17 protein-coding genes and 1 pseudogene are annotated in these 19529 nt (G+C 63.9%); 14 read left to right on the top strand and 4 right to left on the bottom strand.

Going from position 1 to position 19529, the window contains the following annotated elements:
• Window positions 1-92: 92 nt before the first annotated feature.
• The 4 genes from QGG75_05335 to QGG75_05320 are packed head-to-tail and all read left to right on the top strand — an operon-like array spanning window position 93 to window position 3815.
• Window positions 93-959, top strand: coding sequence for a citrate/2-methylcitrate synthase (locus tag QGG75_05335; protein MDP6066665.1), 867 nt, complete (start codon window positions 93-95; stop codon window positions 957-959).
• An 8-nt stretch (window positions 960-967) separates the two neighbouring features.
• The gene (locus QGG75_05330) at window positions 968-2002 is read left to right on the top strand and encodes a C4-dicarboxylate TRAP transporter substrate-binding protein (GenBank protein ID MDP6066664.1); all 1035 of its coding nucleotides are present in this window, start codon (window positions 968-970) and stop codon (window positions 2000-2002) included.
• A complete protein-coding gene (locus tag QGG75_05325) occupies window positions 1999-2514 on the top strand; it encodes a TRAP transporter small permease (GenBank protein MDP6066663.1) in 516 nt (171 codons plus the stop codon). The genes QGG75_05330 and QGG75_05325 overlap by 4 nt, the downstream gene beginning before the upstream one ends.
• A complete protein-coding gene (locus tag QGG75_05320; GenBank protein ID MDP6066662.1) occupies window positions 2511-3815 on the top strand; it encodes a TRAP transporter large permease in 1305 nt (434 codons plus the stop codon). Before QGG75_05325 ends, QGG75_05320 begins: the two co-directional genes overlap by 4 nt.
• 7 nt (window positions 3816-3822) lie before the next feature.
• Here the strand turns inward: QGG75_05320 and QGG75_05315 are convergent, their stop codons facing one another.
• Window positions 3823-4374: a thioredoxin family protein gene (locus QGG75_05315; protein MDP6066661.1), complete on the bottom strand. Its 552-nt coding sequence runs from the start codon at window positions 4372-4374 to the stop codon at window positions 3823-3825.
• A 558-nt stretch (window positions 4375-4932) separates the two neighbouring features.
• On the opposite strand from QGG75_05315, the gene QGG75_05310 reads away from it, so the two are divergent.
• The gene (locus QGG75_05310; protein ID MDP6066660.1) at window positions 4933-6111 is read left to right on the top strand and encodes a benzoate/H(+) symporter BenE family transporter; all 1179 of its coding nucleotides are present in this window, start codon (window positions 4933-4935) and stop codon (window positions 6109-6111) included.
• A gap of 56 nt (window positions 6112-6167) precedes the next feature.
• On the opposite strand, the gene QGG75_05305 is transcribed toward QGG75_05310, so the two are convergent.
• Window positions 6168-7844 carry a formate--tetrahydrofolate ligase gene (locus QGG75_05305; protein ID MDP6066659.1) on the bottom strand — a complete coding sequence of 559 codons (1677 nt, stop codon included), beginning with the start codon at window positions 7842-7844 and terminating at the stop codon, window positions 6168-6170.
• 181 nt (window positions 7845-8025) lie between these two features.
• Here QGG75_05305 and gcvA point away from each other — a divergent pair, with 181 nt between their 5' ends.
• From gcvA to QGG75_05265, 8 genes and pseudogenes are all read left to right on the top strand, one after another.
• Entirely contained in the window at window positions 8026-8946 is a 921-nt protein-coding gene (gene gcvA, locus QGG75_05300; GenBank protein ID MDP6066658.1) for a transcriptional regulator GcvA, read from the top strand.
• 97 nt (window positions 8947-9043) lie between these two features.
• Window positions 9044-9964: pseudogene (locus QGG75_05295) on the top strand (PhzF family phenazine biosynthesis protein).
• Window positions 9965-10012: 48 nt separating this feature from the next.
• The gene (locus tag QGG75_05290) at window positions 10013-10690 is read left to right on the top strand and encodes an Asp/Glu racemase (GenBank protein ID MDP6066657.1); all 678 of its coding nucleotides are present in this window, start codon (window positions 10013-10015) and stop codon (window positions 10688-10690) included.
• Between the two features lie 291 nt (window positions 10691-10981).
• Window positions 10982-12610, top strand: a complete 1629-nt coding sequence (locus QGG75_05285) for an ABC transporter substrate-binding protein (GenBank protein MDP6066656.1) — start codon at window positions 10982-10984, stop codon at window positions 12608-12610.
• 155 nt (window positions 12611-12765) lie between these two features.
• Window positions 12766-13713 carry an ABC transporter permease gene (locus tag QGG75_05280; protein ID MDP6066655.1) on the top strand — a complete coding sequence of 316 codons (948 nt, stop codon included), beginning with the start codon at window positions 12766-12768 and terminating at the stop codon, window positions 13711-13713.
• An 11-nt stretch (window positions 13714-13724) separates the two neighbouring features.
• Entirely contained in the window at window positions 13725-14639 is a 915-nt protein-coding gene (locus QGG75_05275) for an ABC transporter permease (protein ID MDP6066654.1), read from the top strand.
• 1 nt (window position 14640) lies between these two features.
• Window positions 14641-16533: an ABC transporter ATP-binding protein gene (locus tag QGG75_05270; protein ID MDP6066653.1), complete on the top strand. Its 1893-nt coding sequence runs from the start codon at window positions 14641-14643 to the stop codon at window positions 16531-16533.
• Between the two features lie 32 nt (window positions 16534-16565).
• On the top strand, window positions 16566-17009 hold the full coding sequence (locus QGG75_05265) for a universal stress protein (protein MDP6066652.1): 444 nt from the start codon (window positions 16566-16568) through the stop codon (window positions 17007-17009).
• 6 nt (window positions 17010-17015) lie between these two features.
• On the opposite strand, the gene QGG75_05260 is transcribed toward QGG75_05265, so the two are convergent.
• Window positions 17016-17603, bottom strand: a complete 588-nt coding sequence (locus QGG75_05260) for a dimethylsulfonioproprionate lyase family protein (GenBank protein ID MDP6066651.1) — start codon at window positions 17601-17603, stop codon at window positions 17016-17018.
• Window positions 17604-17765: 162 nt separating this feature from the next.
• Here QGG75_05260 and QGG75_05255 point away from each other — a divergent pair, with 162 nt between their 5' ends.
• A complete protein-coding gene (locus QGG75_05255; GenBank protein MDP6066650.1) occupies window positions 17766-18731 on the top strand; it encodes a GlxA family transcriptional regulator in 966 nt (321 codons plus the stop codon).
• Here the strand turns inward: QGG75_05255 and QGG75_05250 are convergent.
• On the bottom strand, window positions 18728-19529 hold an 802-nt coding region (locus QGG75_05250), incomplete at its 5' end, for a PhnD/SsuA/transferrin family substrate-binding protein (protein MDP6066649.1). The genes QGG75_05255 and QGG75_05250 overlap by 4 nt on opposite strands.

Here is a 19529-nt window from a genome sequence, read left to right as displayed (position 1 = left end):
GGCTCGCCCCCGCCCCGGGGCGGCCTCTCCCCGCGCCGGGCGGGCCCGGCGCGCGCCCGGGGGGGGGCGGCCCCCGCGCCCCAGCCGGAAGCATGAGCGGGCCGGCCGATCCTTGGCGGAACTACTGGAGCACCAAGATCGGCACGGCTGCGGCCGGCCGGATCTTGGTCCGGGGCTATCGCGCCGAGGAGCTCATAGAAAAGCTCAGCTTTGCCGCCTCGACCTACCTGATCATCCGCGGCGAGCTGCCGACGCCGGTCCAGGCCCAGGCCCTCGACGCGGCGCTGCGCTCGGGCCTCGATCAGGCCTTCATCAACTCGGCCGTGCCGCCAGCCCGCTTCGCCGCCTCGGCCGCCCCCGAAGCGCCGGCCGCCGCCATCGCCGCCGGCGTCATCGCCTTCGGCTCGGTGACCGGCTCGCCGGCCCAGTGCGCCGAGATGCTGGCCAAGGGGTACGCCGACATGACCGCCGAGGACCTCGAGCCGGGTCCGGCCGCGAGCCGCATCATCGACGACTATCGCCAGGCCGGGCTGCGCATTCCCGGCCTCGGCCACCCCATGCACAAGGAGGCCGAGCCGCGGGCCAGGGCACTTTCCGCCGTGGCCCGGGATCTCGGCGTCTGGGGCCCCAGGGCCGAACTGCTCGAGGCCCTGGAAAGGGCGGCGGCGGAGCGCTTCGCCCGCCCCTTGCCGGCCAATCTGGCCGGCGTCATGGCGGCCGTGCTGCTGGAGATCGGCTTCGAGCCACTGGAGATGGTGGGACTGGCGGTCATGAGCTACCTGCCCTCGCTGGTGGCCCACACCGTCGAGGAAATCCGCGAAGGCGTGCCGCTGCGCATCATTCCCGAGGAACTGGGCGCCCACTATGCCGGCCCGGCGGAACGCCCGCTGCCCGAGGGCTGGGGTAACAAGCAAGATCAAGCAACGAAATCCAACATGGCAAAGGAGGACACGACATGAGAATCCCGATGACACGATCCGCAGTACTTTTGGGCACGCTGGCGTTTGGTCTTGCCCTGGTCGCGGCGCCACCACCGGCCCCGGCCGATACCATCATCCTCAAGAAAGCCGATTTCGGCGTCGCGACGCAAACCCGCACCAAACGTTCCATGTGGTGGTCGGACGAGGTCGGCAAACGCAGCGGCGGCAAGGTCAAGATCCAGTACTTCCCGGCCGGCAGCCTGCTCAAGGCGCGCGACACTTTCGAGGGTATCCGCTCCGGCGCCGTCGACATCGGCATCTGGGTGCAGGCCTACACGCCATCGATCTCACCCATGTCGGGGCTCTATTACCTGCCCGGCATCTCGACCCACATCGGTCCCGCCATGCGGGCCGTGACGGAGCTCGTCTTCGGGCCTGAGTTTTCCTATTACCGTGACGAGATGCGCAAACACGGCGTCGAGCCGCTCTACGCCTGGGGCGTTTCCGATCAGGAACTGATCTCGACCAAACCCATCGGCGGCCTGGCGGCGCTGAAGGGCCTCAAGGTCCGGGCCATCGGCCGGGCCTGGCCCAAGCTGATCAGCGAATACGGTGGCGTGCCGCTGACCATGCCCTGGCCCGAGGTCTACGAAGGTCTTTCGCGCGGCACCCTGGAAGCCAACGTCGGTTACGTCACAGCCAACGTCAGCGCCAAGCTGCACGAAGTGGCCAAGCACCACACCCGCATCCACCTGGGCGCCCCGGCCGGCCCCATGGCGATCATGAACAAGGCCAAGTACGACGCCCTGCCGGCCGACGTCAAAAAGATCATGGCCGAGGTCAGCGCCGAATACGTCGACCTCCTGGCCGCCGATTACGCCAAGGACCTGGACGCCGCCATGAGCACCATGAAGGCCGGCGGCGTCACCTTTTATGAGTGGCCGGCGGCCGATCGGGCCAAACTCGAGGGCTCGATGCGCAAGATGTGGAAGGCCTGGGCCGACGGCATGGACGCCAAGGGGTTGCCCGGCAACGATGCTCTGAAGCGCTATCAGGAGCTGCAGAAAAAGCACGCCGGGTGAACTGGCGGCAAAGAAGCGAGAGCCTACTGGCGGCGAGCAGGCGCGTCCTGGGGCTGGGCACCAACCTCGCCCTGCTCGCCATCATGGCCGCGGTGTCGCTCGATGCCGTGCTGCGTTACGCCTTCAACCGGCCCATCGTCGGCGTGCTGGAGGGCGTCGAGTTGCTGCTCGTCTTCGCCGTCTTCGCCAGCCTGGCCCGGACCCAGGCCGAGGGCGGCCACATCGCCATCGGCGTGCTGACGGAGCGGCTGGGTGCGCGCGGCCGGGCCGGCCTACAGATCATCACCCGGCTGCTGGGGTTGTCGCTGTTCGCCACCATGACCTGGGCCAGCGGCGGCATGGCCTGGCGCAGTTGGCAGATGGACGAGTTCAGCGCCGGCATCATCGCCTTCCCCGTCTACCCCTCGCGCATCATGGTGACGCTGGGCTGCTTTCTGCTCTGCCTGCAGCTTCTGTTTGAGTTGGCCGAGGCCGTAGCCACAGTACGGACGAGCCGCGGGGGGAACAATTGACCCCGCTGCTGATCGGCAGCTCGGCCGTGCTGGCGCTGATGGTGCTGCTGGTGCTCGGCCTTCCCGTGGCCTTCAGCCTGGGTCTGGTGGGAGCGGCCGGGCTATTTCTGCAAGGCGGCCTGCCGCTGGTCTCCGGCTTCTTGTCCACCGAACCCTACTCCAACGTTGCCTCCTTCACCCTGGTGGTGATCCCCATGTTCGTGCTGATGGGGGAATTGGCCGTCGCCGCCGGCATGGCGCAGCAGGCCTACGCCGCCGCCCGGGCCTGGTTCGGCCGTCTGCCCGGCGGCCTGATGATGGCGGCCATCGGCGCCTCCACCATCTTCGCCGCCGTCTCGGGCTCGAGCGTAGCCGCCACCACCACCATCGGCCGGGTCTCGATCGCCGAGATGCGGCGCTACGGCTACGAGGGCGGCATGGCCGCCGGGGCGGTGGCCGTGGCCGGCACGCTCAGCGCCCTGATTCCGCCCAGTGCCATCCTGGTCTTCTACGCCCTCATCACCGACCAGTCGATCAGCCGCATGCTGATGGCCGGCATCGGCCCGGGGCTCTTGAGCGCCACGCTCTTCATCACCGTGGCCTACCTCATGGCGCGCTGGTTTCCCCAGCTCTCGCCGGTCATGAAAGAACGCGTGAGCTGGCGACAGCGCCTCTCCACACTGAGCCTGACGGCGCCTTTTGGCTTGCTGGTGCTGGTGGTGCTGGGCGGCATCTATTCGGGCCTGGTGACGGTCACCGAGGCGGCTGCGCTGGGCGCGCTGGCGGCTCTCGGCCTGCTGGCGGCCTCGCGCCGGCTGAGCTGGCCCAACCTGCGCCAGGCCCTGGACCAGACGGCCCGCATCAGCTGCATGATCTTCTTGATCATCATCGGCGGCGTCATCTTCAGCCGTTTCCTGGCTTTTTCCGGCATCCCGTTCGCTCTGGTCGACTTCATCCACAGCCTCCAGGTGGCGCCGCTGGTGGTGGTCATCGTCATGTTGCTTATTCTCACGGGGCTCGGCATGTTCATCGACCCCGTCGGGATGATCATGCTGACGCTGCCCTTCTTCTACCCCATCATCAAGGACCTCGGGCTGGACCCGGTGTGGTTCGGTGTGCTCATCGTCTTGCAGGCCGAACTGGGGGTGATCACGCCGCCCATCGGCATCCACCTTTTCGTGGTCAAGCAGATCGCGCCCGACGTGCCGCTGGGCGCCATCATTCGCGGCGTCGTGCCCTTCATGCTCTGCCAGTTCGCCGTGGTGGCGCTGGTGGTGGCTTTCCCCGAGATCGCGCTTTGGCTGCCCGGGCAGATGCGTTAGGGGCGCTCTAGCCCTTGCCTTCCCGGGCCTTGAGCCGCGCCATCAGCCAGTCGCGCAGGCCCGAGATCTCAAAGCCCTTTTCGACGACGTAGGTGAAGACGAGCTTGAAGATGGCCGGCTGGGCATAGCCGGGCAGGCGGTAGACCTCGCGTTCGTCGGCCCGGCGAAATTCGATCGAGGGCGTGCCGAAGACGCGGTGGCGCCGCGCCAGGGCGGCCTCAATGAGCGCCTTGCCGTCGAAGTCGACGAGCGGGCGGGAGCCGTGCATGTCGAGCTGGACGAGGTAGAAATGCTGGCGGATGTATTCGACGATCTCGGGGACCCGCAGGTTCACCCGGTGCATCTCGCGGCAATAGACGCAGCCCTCCTGCTCCCACACCAGGGCCAGCATCCTGCCGGCCCGGCCGGCCGCCGCCAGGTCGGCGCCGAGATTGCCGCTGCTGTCGTTAAACCAGGGCTGGCGGTGCAGGCCGTTGGGGGCCACCGCCAACGCCGGCTCGCCGGCCCGCACGGCCGTAGCCGCCAGGGGCAGCGCCGCCAACACAAGTAAGATTGCCAAACCTCTGATCATGGTGGCGCGATTATGGCGTCCCCGGGCTCGGCGACAAAGGCCCAAGCCGGCTTCTCGCGGACTTGTGAAGGGCCGTGATGGCAAGCCGGCTCTCGGGGACGTCAGCTGTGTCCCGCCCTTGACCAACGTCAAAGAAACCTTGGCGGCCCGTGGGGACACTGCCGCCTCAAGCGTAAAGCGTATTGCGACCAAAGAGGCCGCCTCGCCATCCCCCCCGGCGCGGTGGCCTCTTTTTTTTGGAATCCTGGGTGTGAGCGGCCGGCATTTCCCACCCGGTCATGGCCGGCGCGGCGCCGGGTCGAGCTTTGCGGTGTCGCTGGGGAAGGGACTGCGACCAAACAAAATGGTCGACAACATTTCGCAGCAAATACTTTCATCCTCAAGGAGGGGGCTAGGTCAAAGCGGTTGCGCCGACCCCGGTCCCGAACTGAAGCGAATAGTCAATTGCACCTGAACGGATATCTTCCCCGGGTTTGTCGGCTGGTGATGGCTGCCGGCGCGGTATAACCTGTCGCCGTGAACAGAATCACCCTTCGCGATCTCAACATGGCAGCGGTTTGGGCCGGTCTTACGGCGTTTGTCTGGTACGGCTTCGGGGCCCTGCCGTTGCACCTCGAGGTCGCGGGGCAGCTGGGTTTGAACCCCTCCCAATCGTCAAGCTGGATTTTCGTCATTTGGTTCAGTGGCGCCATCACGTCGATCGCCCTGACACTTTACTACCGGATTCCGATCCCCATTACCTGGACCATCCCGGGGCTGATCTATCTGGGCACCCTGGCCGGGCAATTCAGCTTTCCCGAGATCGTCGGCGCCAACCTGATGGCGGGGATCGCAATCCTGATCCTCGGAGCGTTCGGCATCGGCGAACGGATCATGGCTTGGCTGCCGCTGCCGATAGTCATGGGCATGTTCGCGGGCTCCATCCTGGTCTATGTCACGCGCATGGTGGCGGCCAGCGTGGCGGACGTGCTGGTAGCCGGTGTGACCTTGGCGGCCTACCTCGTCGGGCGGTTTATCGCCAGCCCACGGGTTCCGCCCATGGGGCTGGCCGTGGTGATCGGCGGGATCGCGGTTTTTGCCTTTGGCGAAATCTCGACGCAAGTGGTTTCATGGTCGCTGCCGGATCTCACGGTCCCCGACTTCCGCTTCACGCTTTCTTCCTTCATCGCCATCAGCTTGCCCATGATCATACTGGCCATGGGACTGGGGAACGTTCAGGGGCTGGGGTTTCTATTGTCCCAGGAATACCGCGTGCCGATAACGGCGGTGACCATAACCACCGGCCTCAACTCCATGGTAAATGCCCTGCTCGGCGGCCATCCGGCGACCGTGGCGCGCACCGGGGCGGCAATCCTCGCGGCGCCCGACGCCGGTCCCAAGGAGACGCGCTACTGGGCCAACGTGATCGCCGCGACGCTGACCATCTCCATTGCCTTGGGCGCCGGAACACTGTCGTCCTTGCTGGCCGTTCTGCCCCGGACCTTCGTCGTCACGCTGGCCGGCCTCGCCATCCTTTCATCGCTGCAAAGCGCCTTCGAAACGGCCTTCGGCGGAAAACTCCGCTTCGGCGCGCTGGCTGCCCTTGCCGTCGCCGCGACACCATTCGCGGTATTTGGAATCACCTCCGCTTTTTGGGCGATTCTGGCCGGCATCGCGGCCTCGTTCATGGCCGAACGCCAGGACCTCCTGGCCTATTGGAAGGGCCAGGAGCAAACCCCGGACTGAGTGCCGAAACGACAATCTCTTTCTGCCTCTCTCTGCGGCTTTTGTTCGCAAGCCCGCTAAAACAGACCCTCGATGTCGCCCGCGTCGTTCAGGTGAATGCGGTTGGCGGCGGGCGATCGCGGCAGGCCGGGCATGGTCATGATGTCGCCGCAGACCACGACGACGAATTCGGCACCGTTCGAGAGCCGCACCTCGCGCACCGGCACCACGTGGTTCGAGGGCGCGCCCAGGAGCTGGGGATCGGTCGAGAAGCTGTATTGCGTCTTGGCGATGCAGACGGGGTAGTGGCCGAAGTCCTGCTGCAAGTCGGTGAACTGGTCGCGCACCTTCTTGTCGCCGATGATGCCCTGGGCGCCATAGAGCGTCTGGGCCACCGTGCGCACCTTGTCCCACAGCAGCACGCCGTCGCCGTAGAGCGGCCGGAAGTCGGCGACGCCGCTGTCGGCCAGCTTGACCACGCATTCGGCCAAATCCTGGGCGCCCTCGCTGCCGTCGGCCCAGTGCGTGCAAGCGTGGGCCTCGACCTCGAGCTCGGCGCAGAGCTGACGCACCGCATCCATCTCGGCATCCGTGTCGGCCGAGAAGCGGTTGATGGCGACGCTTACCGGAACCCCGAAGAGGCGCAAATTCTGGACGTGCCGGGCCAGGTTGACGGCACCCTCCCGGATCGCCTCCACATCCTCGCGGCCCAAATCCTCGCGGGCCACGCCGCCATGCATCTTGAGCGCCCGGATGGTCGCCACCAGCACCACCGCGTCGGGCCTGAGCCCGGCCTTGCGGCACTTGATGTCGAAGAATTTCTCGGCCCCCAGATCGGCCCCGAAGCCGGCCTCGGTAACCACATAGTCGGCCAGCTTCAGGGCCGCCTTGGTTGCCACCACCGAGTTGCAACCGTGGGCGATATTGGCAAAGGGGCCGCCGTGGATGAAGGCCGGGTTCTGTTCCAGCGTCTGCACCAGGTTGGGCTGCATGGCTTCTTTCAGCAACACCGTCATCGGGCCCTCGCCCTTCAGATCGCGGGCATAGACGGGCTCACGGCCTCGGGTGCGGCCGACGATGATCTGGGCCAGCCGGCGCGTCAGGTCGTCGAGGTCCGTGGCCAGGCAGAAGATGGCCATGACTTCGGAAGCCACAGTGATGTCGAAGCCGTCCTCGCGGGGGAAGCCGTTCGAGACCCCGCCCAGCGACGAGACAATGCCCCTGAGCGCCCGGTCGTTCATGTCGACCACCCGGCGCCAGCCCACCCGGCGCTCGTCGAGTCCGAGCTCGTTGCCCCAGTAGATGTGGTTGTCGATCAGCGCCGCCAACAGGTTGTTGGCCGTGCCGATGGCGTGGAAGTCACCGGTGAAGTGGAGGTTGATGTCCTCCATGGGCACGACCTGGGCATAACCGCCACCGGCGGCGCCCCCTTTGACGCCGAAGCAGGGGCCCAGCGAGGGCTCGCGCAAGCACATCATGGTGCGCTTGCCGAGCCGGTTGAGGGCATCGCCCAGCCCCACCGTGGTCGTCGTCTTGCCCTCGCCGGCCGGCGTCGGCGAGATCGCCGTGACCAGGATCAACTTGCCCTCGGGTCGATCGGCCAGCGTATCGAGATGGTCGAACGAGACCTTGGCCTTGTGCGGACCGAAGGCATAAAGCGCCGTCTCAGGGATCTCCAGCCGGGCGGCGATTTCGCCCACGGGCTTCATCTCGGCCGCCCGGGCAATCTCGATATCGCTTTTTACGTCTGTCATGGCTTTAGATCCTGTAGGTCCTGTAGGTCCTGTAGGTCCTGTAGCTTCCGCCACCGGTGTTGCGCCGTTCGAAGGAGACCATATAAGGGCTTGGGCGATCGAAAAACATGAGAATTTTCAGCCTCGCACAAATACCTTTTGGACGTAACATGAGACGCCTCATGGTTCGAGCGGGGGCCCAATGGCCGACAAATTACCGCCACTGAATAGCCTGCGCGCTTTCCACGCCGCAGCCCGGAACCTCAGCTTTACGAAGGCCGGGCTTGAACTCAATGTCACGCAAGCCGCGGTCAGCTACCAGGTCAGGCGGCTGGAGGAGCATTTCGGCACAAAACTGTTCCACCGCCTCAATCGGGCCCTAGCTCTGACCAAGGCCGGTGGGGCCTACTATGACGTCGTCGAGCAGGCCTTTGCCTTGTTGGTTGTCGATGCCAACGTGCTGACGGCAGAGCGGGGCCAAGAGCCCTTGATCGTCAGCGCCAGTCAGTCCCTGGCGGCCAGGTGGCTAACCCCCAGACTGGAGGGTTTCCGGTCCCGCAATCCACGGATCAGGCTTCACATCGAGGCGACGGATAGCCTGGCAGATCTGATGGCGGGGAAAGCGCATTTGGCACTGCGCTACGCCCGGAAGATCGATCCGGCCCTGAATTCACTGGTTCTGTTCGCCGAGCAGGTGTTTCCGGTGTGCAGCCCGGCTCTGCTGGAAGGCGATCTGGCTCTGGCCAAGCTGGGTGACTTGCGCCACCACGCCCTGATCCACGACGACATGACCGACATTACCTGGCGCGACTGGCTAAAGGCCACGGATGTCGAGCCCGATTTCAGCACGGCCGGGCCCAGCTTCAGCCATTCCAGCCTGGCCATCGACGCGGCCATGGAAGGCCAGGGCGTGGCGCTGGGCCGTTCTACGCTGATTGCCGACGATCTCGAGGCTGGCCGCCTGGTTCAGCCCTTCGAGATCACCTTGCCCTCCAAGTTCGCCTACCACGTAGTCTATTTCGGCGACCGCTACGACAATCCCGATGTTGCGGCGTTTATCGACTGGGTACTGCTCGAGGCCAAGCGCTCGGAAGCCAGGATGTTCAGCCCCGGCACAAAATAATTTTGTCCGATACCGTGAAATTACTCGTTTGTTGGGCTGGAGGATGGCGGCCAAGATCCGCTGTCGATTGAAGCCTGGCCGAAAACATGGAAACCACATGCAATCCGTAGAGCTGCATGTCCTTGATGCTTTCACGCGCACCCTGTTCGGCGGCAATGTCGCCGCCATCGTCAGCCAGGCCGGCGACCTGGGGGAGACTGAAATGCAGATCGTCGCCCGCGAGGTGGCGGCTTCGGTGACGGGATTCCTGGTGCCGGCCGGAGAGGCCGATTTCGGCGTTCGCTTTTTCACACCGATGCAGGAAATCGACATGTGCGGGCACGGGCTTGTCGCACTATGCCGGCGCCTGGTCGATATGGGGAAAGTGGAGCTTCAAGCGGCGGCGACCGTCGAGAAGACGATATGGACCAAGGCGGGGGTTGTGCCCGTGATAATCTCCCCGGAGGGGGATTTCCCTTTGGTCATGATGGGGCAGGCCCCGCCCGTCTTCCGATCTGGCGACCTGGACCGGGACGCCTTGTACCAGGCGTTGGGCCTGAGGGCGGAGCAGGTTGCCCCCGACCTTCCTCTCTAATTCGCCTCGGCGGCGCTGGAACATCTTTTTGTGCCGGTCCGCGACCGGGCCGCTCTGGCCGGCTTGCAGCCCGATTTCAGCCTGCTGACCCAAATCAGCAACGAGATCGGTGTCGTCTCCATCGCTGTCCTGACCTTGGACACGGCCGATCCGGCCGCGACCGTGCGCTGCCGCGATTTCTGCCCCGCCGCCGGCATTCCCGAGGCTGCCGGGTCGGGTACCACCAACAGCGCATTGCTATGCTATCTGGTGCGAAACGGCGCCCTTTCATGGCCCCAGGGAAGTGTCCTCCGGACCCAGGCGGAGCAGGGTTGTGAAATGAAGCGGCCGGCCCGGATTTACTGCCAGGCCCGGTTGCAGGACGGGGAAATCAGGGACCTATACGTCGGCGGAACGGCGATCGTCTCGATCGAGGGCCGGATCAACCTGCCGAGTAAGGAATGAAGGCCCGTTGTGCCCCGTTTGCTAGGGAATGATCGCAACGGTAGCCGAATGGGCATCATTGTGCCGTCGTCGAACACCGTTCTTGAACCCGACTGCGCCAGGTTGGTCGGGCCCGGAGTAGCCGCCCACTTCGCCCGCCTGGGCGGTTACGATGTCGATGCCATTCCCGATGCCGCCCTGATGCGCCAACTGGCCATGAGCTCGATCGAGGATCCCCTCAGCCTGTTGCTGGCGGCCCGGGTCGATGTCATCGGATATGGCTGCGCCTCGGCCTCATTCAGTTGTGGCTGGCTGTTCGATCAGCGGCTGGGCCGGGAAATCGAGGCGCAAGCAGGGGTGGCGGCGGTGACGACGGCCGGGGCCATGGTCGCGGCGATCAAGGCGCTTGGCGCCCGGCAAATCGGTTTCACTTCACCCTACGTCGCCGAGTTGAACCGAGCGGCCGTAGCCTTTTTCGCCGGAGCCGGCATCCAAGTTGTCAACTGCGCGGATTTGGCCACCGACCTCAGCAGTATCGAACAGGGCCGCCTGGCACCGCGAGACGCCTTCGACCTGGGCCTGGCCACCGACCACCCGGAAGCCGAGGCCATCGTTATCGGATGTACAGACCTGCGAGCCGTCGAGATCATTGGGGATCTGGGGAAGGAACTGGGCAAGCCGGTCGTCACCAGCAATCAGTCGCTGGTGTCTGCCTGCCTGGCCCGGATTGATGGCAGCGGTTGTTAATGGCCTGGAACGTGATTAGAATGATCTTAACGACGGAAACACGCCGCCAGAATCCGGCAAAAAGCAACAATGCGCTTGTCCTGTCGCTTCGGGGTGTTGGTCCGCTGGCAACTGGGGGGGGAATACTTGCTACAACTTTTAGCTTAGTGCCCTAATAAACCGCCCGAGTGGTCCGATGCAATGGTCCGATGCAATGGTCCAATGCAATGGTAATGCGGCGCGGCGCGATGCTCTTGTGAGCACAAAAAAAATGAATCTGGGCGGAAGAAGTTCAACAGGAGGAGAACAACTGTGACGAAATACAACAAAAAACCGACATCGATCAGCGACTTGTCGGCTTCAGACCGTGAAACCATCACCAGCGGGTTGCGCCGTGGTGCCACGCGGCGCCAAGTGATGTCATGGCTTGTGGCCAGCGGGGTAACCATCGCGGCGGCAGGTTCCATCGTAACGTCGGCCCGGCAGGCCATTGCCGCGACGCCGAAAAAGGGTGGCAAGCTGCGCTACGCTTCCGATTTGCACGGACCGTCCGATACCCTCGATCCGGCGCTCAACACCTCCAACATCGACTACACCCGTGGTCGGACCATGTACAACAGCCTCTGCCAGATCAACGAGGATCTGACGACACGGCCCGAACTGGCGGAAGAATATACCTCCAATGCCGACAACACCGAATGGACCTTCAAGCTGCGCAAGGACGTAAGATTCCATGACGGCTCGAAGTTTTCGGCCGACGACGTGATGTACACCATGTCCCGCCACTACGGCAAAAAGTCGACATCGACAGCCAAAACCCTGGTCGCCGATGTGGTCGAGTGGAAGAAGGTCGATAACCACACCGTCAAGGCCACCATGAAGGGCCCGAACAGTGATTTGCCGGTGATTCTGGGCACGCCCCAATTCAAGATGATCAAGGACGGCACCACGGATTTCCAGATGCCGACCGGCACCGGCCCCTTCAAGCTGAAGGAATTCAAACCTGGTGTGCGCGCCGTTCACACGCGCAACGAGCACTACTGGCGTGACGGACCCAACGTCGATGAAATCGAGACGATGGCCATCACCGACAAGGTGGCCCGGACCAGCGCGCTGCTGTCCGGTGACATCGAGCTGATGCAGGCGCTCGACCCCAAGGCCATACGGCAGGTCGAAGGAACGCCCGGTGTTGGTATCTGGTCGGTTCCCTCGGGCGCCTACTTCGGCATCTGCTGCATGACCAATACCTCGCCTGGCAACAACAAAGACTTTGTCATGGCCATGAAGTTGATCCAGCGCCGCAAGAAGATCCTGAAGTCGGTCCTGAAAAAGCAGGGGACGCTGGGCAACGACCATCCCATCAATATCTCTTATGGCACCGACCATTGCTCGGAATTGGCCCAGCGCGAGCACGACCTCGACAAGGCCAAGTTCCACCTGAAGAAATCCGGCATTACGTCGGCCGAGCTGAACGTCGCCGAAGTGGCACCGGGCCTTACGGACTCTTGTCTTCTGGCCCAGCGTGAAGCCAACAAGATCGGCCTTGATCTCAAGATCAAGAAGGTTCCCAACGACGGCTACTGGGGTGCGGTCTGGATGAAGACCCCGCTCAATGTGGTGACCTGGAACATGCGGCCGACGGCCAATGTCATGCTCAATATCGCTTTCGCACCAAATGCACCGTGGAACGACACGCTGTGGAATGACGAGCGCATGGGCAAGTGGCTGGCCGAAAGCCGGGCCGCCAAAGACCCGGCCTTGCGCCACGAACTCTATTGCTCCATGCAGACCCTCATCAACGAGGAATGCGGCATGGTCATCATGGCGCACCGCAATTACCTCGACGCCAAGTCCGACAAGATCGATGGCCTTAGCCGTATGCCGCTGGGATCCCATGGCGGTTACGAGTGGCCCGAGTTCGCCTGGCGTACTGACGCCTAGGTTTTGATCCCGAGGGGAGAAATCGCCGGCCTGACGCGGTCAGGCCGGCGACTTTCCCGCCGAGAACCGGCCAGAATCCACCAGAACCCAAAGCCCGGCGGGCGCGGGACTAGCAACTAACCTTTCGCGGAGGAGCCAGAGGGAGGCGCGAGCACATGCAACGCATGGTCGTTCAACGCATTTTGATCGGCATCGTCACCTTGTGGGTGGTGTCGGTTCTGGTTTTCGCCGGCACGGCCGTATTGCCGGGCGACGTGGCACAGATCGTTCTGGGGCAGGCGGCGACGCCGGAATCGCTAGCTGCCTATCGGGCCGAGCGCGGGCTGGATCAGCCGCTGTTCATCCAGTATTTCCTGTGGCTGGGCGGCATGATGACCGGCGATTTGGGGATTTCGAAAGCCGGCGGGGCCACCATCTCGAGCCTGATCGGCGGCCGCCTTTCCAACACCATGTTGCTGGCGGCGATTGTCGCGGTGATTTCCGTCCCCCTCTCGGTTGTCCTGGGGCTGTTGGCGGCGATGTATCCCGGAACCTGGATCGATCGCGTGCTGACCTTCGGCACGCTGAGCTTGATCTCGGTGCCGGAGTTTTTCATTGCCACATTCATGGTGCTCATCCTGGCCGTCAACCTGCACTGGTTGCCGGCGATTGCCCATATGTCGCCCGACGACAGTTTCCTGAAAATGATGCGCGGTTTGGCCATGCCGCTGATCACGCTGATAATCGTTGTTTCGGCCCAAATGATCAGGATGACCCGGGCCGGCATTCTGAACGTCATGAATTCGCCCTACATCGAAATGGCGATCCTGAAAGGCGTTCCCCGCAAGCGCATCATCCTGAGACACGCCTTTTTCAACGCCATCGGGCCGATCGTCAACGTGATTGCCCTGAACCTGGCATATCTCGTATCCGGCGTGGTCATTGTGGAAACCATCTTCGCCTATCCGGGCTTGGCCAAGCTGATGATAGACGGCGTGCAAACGCGCGATCTGCCGTTGGTTCAAGCCTGTGGCATGATTTTCTGTGGCACCTATGTGGTGCTGATAATCTTGGCGGATGTGGCGGCGATTTTGTCGAACCCGCGACTGCGAAATCCGAAATAGGGGTGTGAGAAATGGTTGATACCCCCGAAGATGCGGGCCAGGCACAAAGCCAGGAGCCGACAAAGACGATTTACGACGAACTGCCGGACGCGCCGCCCAAGCAACGGCTGAAGCTGACCTGGGTGGGCAAACTGGGCGTCGCGATCGTGGCCTTTTGGTTGCTGATGGTTTTCATCGGCCCCTACGTGGCGCCCTTCCACGAAGCCGATATCATCGCCGACGACAGTTATCTTCCGCCCGACGCAACGCATTGGCTGGGCACCGATTACCTCGAACGCGATATCCTCTCGCGCATCTTGTGGGGCGCCCGAACGACCATCGGCATCTCCTTCCTGGCCACCCTTATTGCCTATCTTATCGGCGTCACGGCCGGGATTGCCGCGGCCGTGGTGGGGGGCTGGACGGATACCGGGCTGAGCCGCGTCAACGACGCCATCCTGTCGCTGCCGACCATCATGCTGGGATTGCTGATCGTGGTCGCACTTGGTACCTCGATACCCATTTTGATCGGCACGGCGGCGGTGATCTATGCCGCCAGTGTGTTCCGAATAGCGCGTGCCTTGGGCCAGGACATCATGGTCATGGACTATGTCGAATCGGCCAAGGCCCGAGGCGAGAGCCTGTGGTGGATCATCAGCCGGGAAGTGCTGCCCAACGCCGCCATGCCGCTGGCCACCGATTTCGGCTTGCGGCTGGTCTTCGTGGTCCTCTTCATCTCCAGCCTGAGCTTCCTGGGCTTGGGCATCCAGCCGCCCATGGCGGACTGGGGCTCGATGGTGCGGCAAAACCTCGAAGGGCTCGGGTATGGCTCGCTGGCAGCCGTCTGGCCGGCCCTGGCGATCGCCAGTTTCACGATTTCCATCAACCTGATCGTTGACGATATCTCGGCAAAGTCCGGCGGTAGCCTGGCCAAGAAGATGATCTGATATGGCTGAACTCGTTGAAGTTAGAGATCTGAAAATCCAGGCGCGCAAGGAAGACGGCACGCCAATTCCCATCGTCAAAGGCGTCAGCTTCGACGTCAAGGCCGGCCAGGTGGTGGCGCTGATCGGCGAATCCGGCTCCGGCAAGACCACCATTTCGTTGGGATCGCTGGCCTATTGCAAGCCGGGCCTGGAGTTTTCCGGAGGCGAGTTCCGGGTCAAGGGCGAGGACGTGATCACCATGGACCCGCTTGACCAGCGGGCCTTGCGGGGCAACAAAGTCGCCTACCTGGCGCAAAGCGCGGCGGCGACCTTCAATCCTGCCATCACCATCGGCGAACAGGTCACCGAATCGGCTGTGCTGCACGGCGTTCTCTCGCAGGAAGAAGCCAGCCGCCGCGCCGTCGATCTTTATCACGCACTTGAGCTGCCAGACCCCGACCGGCTGGGCCGGCGCTATCCCCATCAGGTTTCCGGCGGTCAGTTGCAGCGCTTGATGGCGGCCATGGCGCTGGTCTCGCAGCCCGACTTGCTGGTGTTGGACGAACCCACGACGGCGCTCGACGTGACGACCCAGATCGAGGTGCTCAAGGCCTTCAAGAAGGTCATCCGCGAGGAAGGCTCGGCCGCCATATACGTCACCCACGACTTGGCTATGGTGGCCCAGATCGCCGACCATATCGTGGTGCTGTATTCGGGCGAGGTGCAGGAACAGGGCCCCGTCGACCAGATTATCAACAATCCGCAACACCCCTATACCCAGCGCCTGATGGCGGCCGTCCGGCCGACGCCGAAGGCCGGCCAGGGCGATGAACTGGACGACCAGCACGACAAGGATATCGCCAATCTCAGCGTCAACAACATGACGGCGGGCTACGGCGGCATCGTTGACGGCAAGCCGGCGATTACCATCTTGCGCAATATCGACGTGACGGTGGAAAACGCCCACGTGGTCGGCGTTATCGGCGAATCAGGCTGCGGCAAATCGACCTTGGCGCGGGTCATGGCGGGCCTGTTGCCGGCCGCCAGCGGCGAGGTCGTGCTGGACGGCAAGAACCTCGAGCCCGACCTGAGAAATCGCTCGCTGCAGGAATTGCAAAAGGTCCAGTTCGTCTACCAGATGGCTGACACCGCCCTCAATCCCAAGCAGCGCATTGGTGAGATTCTGGGCCGGCCGGTCGAGTTCTACCGCGGCATCCGGGGCAAGGAGAGGCGTCAGCGCGTCGCCGATCTGTTGCAGATGGTCGAATTGCCGCTGGAGTTCGAATCGCGCTATCCCGGCGAATTGTCGGGCGGCCAGAAGCAACGCGTCAATCTGGCCAGGGCCTTGGCCGCCGAACCTGAGGTGGTGTTGTGTGACGAAGTGACCTCGGCTCTTGACAGTATCGTCGGGGCCAACGTCATCACGCTTCTCAAGCGCCTGCGTGATAAGACCGGCGTGTCGTTCGTGTTCATCAGCCACGACCTTTCGACCGTGGCCTCGTTCGCCGACGAAATCGTCGTTCTCTATGCCGGGCGCGTGGTTGAGCAGGGTCCGGTTGACGAGGTGCTGACGCCGCCGTTCCACCCCTACACGCGCCTGTTGATAAGTTCCGTGCCGGAGATGCGGATCGGCTGGCTTGAAGACACCATGCAAAAACGCGAAATGGCCATCGGCATCGCTCGCGGCGTTGAAATCACCGATCGGGGATGTCCGTTCTATAATCGCTGTCCGGTGGCCACTGAAGGCATCTGCGAGGGGGATACCGCTCCGGTGCGGGAGCCATCGCCGGAACACTTCATTTCGTGTCACCGCACCTTGGATGAGTTGCTTGAAGCCGAGCAGACACCTCAGCAGATCCTGCATGGCTTTGAAAAGGCCGCCCCCGATGGCGACAAAGCCGCAAAACCGCATTAAGTCAATTCGCTAGCTAGCAGGGATTTGATATCATGATCGGGAAAATCCTGATTGCCGTGGATGGCTCCAGGCACTCACTGAAATGCGTTGAATTCGGCGCCACCGTGGCCAAGGGACTGGACGCCAAGGTGCTGCTTTTTCACGTCGTCAAGCCCTATCAGTTGCCGGAAAGCCTGAAAAAATTCGCCAAGGCCGAACACATGGCGACGATTGACGCGGATTTGCTCAAGAAGGGTGCCCAGTACCTTTTGGCCGGCGCCTTGGACATCGCCCGCAAGGCCGGCGTGAAAGATGTCGAGATCGAATCCGAGGAAGGCTCGATCGCGCGGTCCATCGTAGCTCGGGCCCAGTCCTATAAGGCGGACATGATCGTCATCGGGGCGCGGGGCATGGGTGACATCGAAGGCATGCTGCGGGGCGGCGTTTCGCATCGCGTCGAAACGATGGCGAAATGCCCGGTTTTGATCATCAAATAGGGAACTTCACCCGGCCGGCCTTGCCGGCGGCAGGTCCGATTTCCTATTGAGATTCGGGCCTCGCCAGATTGCCAGGGCGAGCAAAGGGCCAGGAACCATATCGATAGCGTGAGGCTGGTTGCTGTGGTGGCGCACCACGTCGCCCGGCCCGCACTCGCGGGCGGCTGTTCCCTGGCTGTGAAAGAGCGCCCGACCCGCCAGCGGAACATACATCTCTTCAGGCTCATGCCAGTGTTCCTTGTAGTACAGGCCGCGGTTCCAGTAACCAAAGGACAGGCGCACATTCGGGCTGCGGTAGGGGCCATCGGGGGAGATCAGGTTGAACCAGCCATAGTTGGCCAGGTAATGGCTGTCGAAGCCGTCTGCCAGCGTGTAGCTCTGCTGCCATTCGAGAAATTGGTTGGCCCCGGCCAGGGCCCTCAGCAGGGGCAAGGTCGATGAATTGGCGAGGTCCAGGCATTGGGGAATCTGCTCGAACATCGGCAGCCGTTGCGCCATGGGCTGCCGCAACGCCAGCTCTTCGAAAATGCTGCCGGTGCAAAAATTCAGCGCCTCCGGAACCTGGCGGTTCAGGAAGGAACGGGCCTCATCCAACAGGACCCGAAAGGCTATCTCGCAATCATTCATTTCCGCTTTGGTCTCACTGGCACAGCAATTCCACGAACAGGTTAGCAAACCAGACCCTGCAAAGAACTTGAATTGATTCCCAATGTGGCCGACAACCTGCCAAGACCACTTCACCCCGCAAGTAGGCAGATGTTCGGAGACCCGGCCCGGCGCCAACCCCAACGCATCGGCTTCGTGCTGGTGCCGAATTTTTCCATGATGGCCTTCGTCTCGGCCATCGAGCCCTTGCGCTCGGCCAACCGGCTCAGCGGGCGCGAGCTCTACCATTGGCAGCTCTATTCCGCCGACGGCGCCGAGGTGCCGGCCAGCAACGGCATCGCCGTGGTGCCCGATGCCGCGGTCAATGAGTTCGTCGGTCCGGCCACGGTGGTCGTCGTGGCCGGCCTCGAGGTCACCGACTACAACGAGCGCCGCGTGATGAGTGCGCTGCGCCGCCTGGCGCGGCACGGCACCGACATCGGCGGCATCTGCACCGGCACCTATGTGCTGGCCCGGGCCGGACTGCTCAAGGGCTACCGCTCGACCATCCACTGGGAGAACATCCCCGGCTTGATGGAGGCCTTCCCCCAGCTCGAGGTCTCGGCGAATTTGTACGAGATCGACCGCGACCGCTTCACCTGTTCGGGCGGCACCGCGCCGCTGGACCTGATGCTGCACCTGATCGCCCGCCAGCATGGCAGCGAGCTCGGTGCCCGGGTGGCCGAACAGTTCATGCACGGCATCCCGCGCCAGCCCGATTCGCCGCAGCGCTGGTCGCTGGCCCATCGCCTGCACGTCAGCCACCCCCGCATCATCGCCGCCATCGGCCAGATGGAAGCCAACCTCGAACAGCCCCTCAGCCGCCACGAACTGGCGGCCAGCGTCGGCGTCTCGCTACGCCAGCTCGAGCGCCTGTTCCGGAAGTACCTGGGCCAGCCGCCGGCGCGCTATTACCTCGATCTACGCCTGCATCGGGCCCAGGTGCTGCTCAGCCAGACCACGCTGTCCGTGCTCGAGGTGGCAACGGCCTGCGGCTTCGCCTCGGCCTCGCACTTTTCGCAGCGCTACCGGGCGCTCTACGGCTGGCCACCGCGGGCCGAACGGCAGCCGGGCTAGCACCGCCCCCAAACTTCCGCCGCCCCGGCGCCGCCCGCCATGCGCGGGATGACGTCGTAATCGGCGAGCGTGAGCACAGCCGCGTCTTCGATCAGCAGATCGCCACGCACCGCCTCGAGCGCCGGATCGGCCAGCGCCGCCCGCAGTCCCTGGCGCAGGCGCGCGAGGTCGTCGTCGCTGCTGGCGGCGGCCGTGACGTAGGGCAGCGCCGGCGCCGGGCGCGTGCGGCAGAGTGTCCGCACCCCCGCCAGACGTCCGGGTGCATGGCGCGCCAGCAGGGCGAAAACCACGCAATCTATGGCCGCCACTTCGGCCCGGCCGGCAGCCACCAGGGCGATGCTGGCGGCATGGCTTCCGCTGACCAGCACTTCGGCGAAAAAGCGCCCGCCGGCGCCCCCGCTCCCGCCCTGTGGCGCCACCAGGTCGGCCAGGGCGTTGCAGCCCGATTGCGAATCCCAGGCGTTGACGGCAGCGCGTCGGCCGGCCAGCTCGGCGGGCCCGGCATAGGCCGCCGTCTCGGCGACCACGACGACGCTGTCGTAGGTTGGGCCCGCACAGCCCGCGGCGGCATAGCAGGGCGTCGCCACCAGGCGCAGTGCACCCGAAAGCGCGTGGGTCAGCGGAAATCCGCAGGTCTGGCTGAACAAAAGACCGGCCGCGCGCCAATGGGTCTCGCGATCGGCCGGCCAGCTGAGCTCTGGCGGCACCCCGGCCAACCCAGCCGCCCTGAAATGCCGGGCCAGACCCTGCCACCACGCTGTGGTGGCCGGGCGCAGCCCGTCGAGGTCGTACATGGGC

Source organism: Alphaproteobacteria bacterium, assembly GCA_030740435.1.
In the GTDB taxonomy this organism is placed as follows: domain Bacteria; phylum Pseudomonadota; class Alphaproteobacteria; order UBA2966; family UBA2966.
The sequence above is the reverse complement of the archived record's forward strand: the minus strand, read 5'-3'. Positions and strand labels throughout refer to the sequence as shown.

What these genes read in the sequence shown, in the direction of transcription:
- QGG75_05335 (MDP6066665.1), top strand. Translation starts at nt 93, where the DNA reads ATGAGCGGGCCGGCCGATCCTTGGCGGAACTACTGGAGCACCAAGATC.
- QGG75_05330 (MDP6066664.1), top strand. Translation starts at nt 968, where the DNA reads ATGACACGATCCGCAGTACTTTTGGGCACGCTGGCGTTTGGTCTTGCC.
- QGG75_05310 (MDP6066660.1), top strand. Translation starts at nt 4,933, where the DNA reads ATGGCAGCGGTTTGGGCCGGTCTTACGGCGTTTGTCTGGTACGGCTTC.
- QGG75_05305 (MDP6066659.1), bottom strand. Translation starts at nt 7,844, where the DNA reads ATGACAGACGTAAAAAGCGATATCGAGATTGCCCGGGCGGCCGAGATG.
- gcvA (MDP6066658.1), top strand. Translation starts at nt 8,026, where the DNA reads ATGGCCGACAAATTACCGCCACTGAATAGCCTGCGCGCTTTCCACGCC.
- QGG75_05290 (MDP6066657.1), top strand. Translation starts at nt 10,013, where the DNA reads ATGGGCATCATTGTGCCGTCGTCGAACACCGTTCTTGAACCCGACTGC.
- QGG75_05280 (MDP6066655.1), top strand. Translation starts at nt 12,766, where the DNA reads ATGCAACGCATGGTCGTTCAACGCATTTTGATCGGCATCGTCACCTTG.
- QGG75_05275 (MDP6066654.1), top strand. Translation starts at nt 13,725, where the DNA reads ATGGTTGATACCCCCGAAGATGCGGGCCAGGCACAAAGCCAGGAGCCG.
- QGG75_05270 (MDP6066653.1), top strand. Translation starts at nt 14,641, where the DNA reads ATGGCTGAACTCGTTGAAGTTAGAGATCTGAAAATCCAGGCGCGCAAG.
- QGG75_05265 (MDP6066652.1), top strand. Translation starts at nt 16,566, where the DNA reads ATGATCGGGAAAATCCTGATTGCCGTGGATGGCTCCAGGCACTCACTG.
- QGG75_05255 (MDP6066650.1), top strand. Translation starts at nt 17,766, where the DNA reads ATGTTCGGAGACCCGGCCCGGCGCCAACCCCAACGCATCGGCTTCGTG.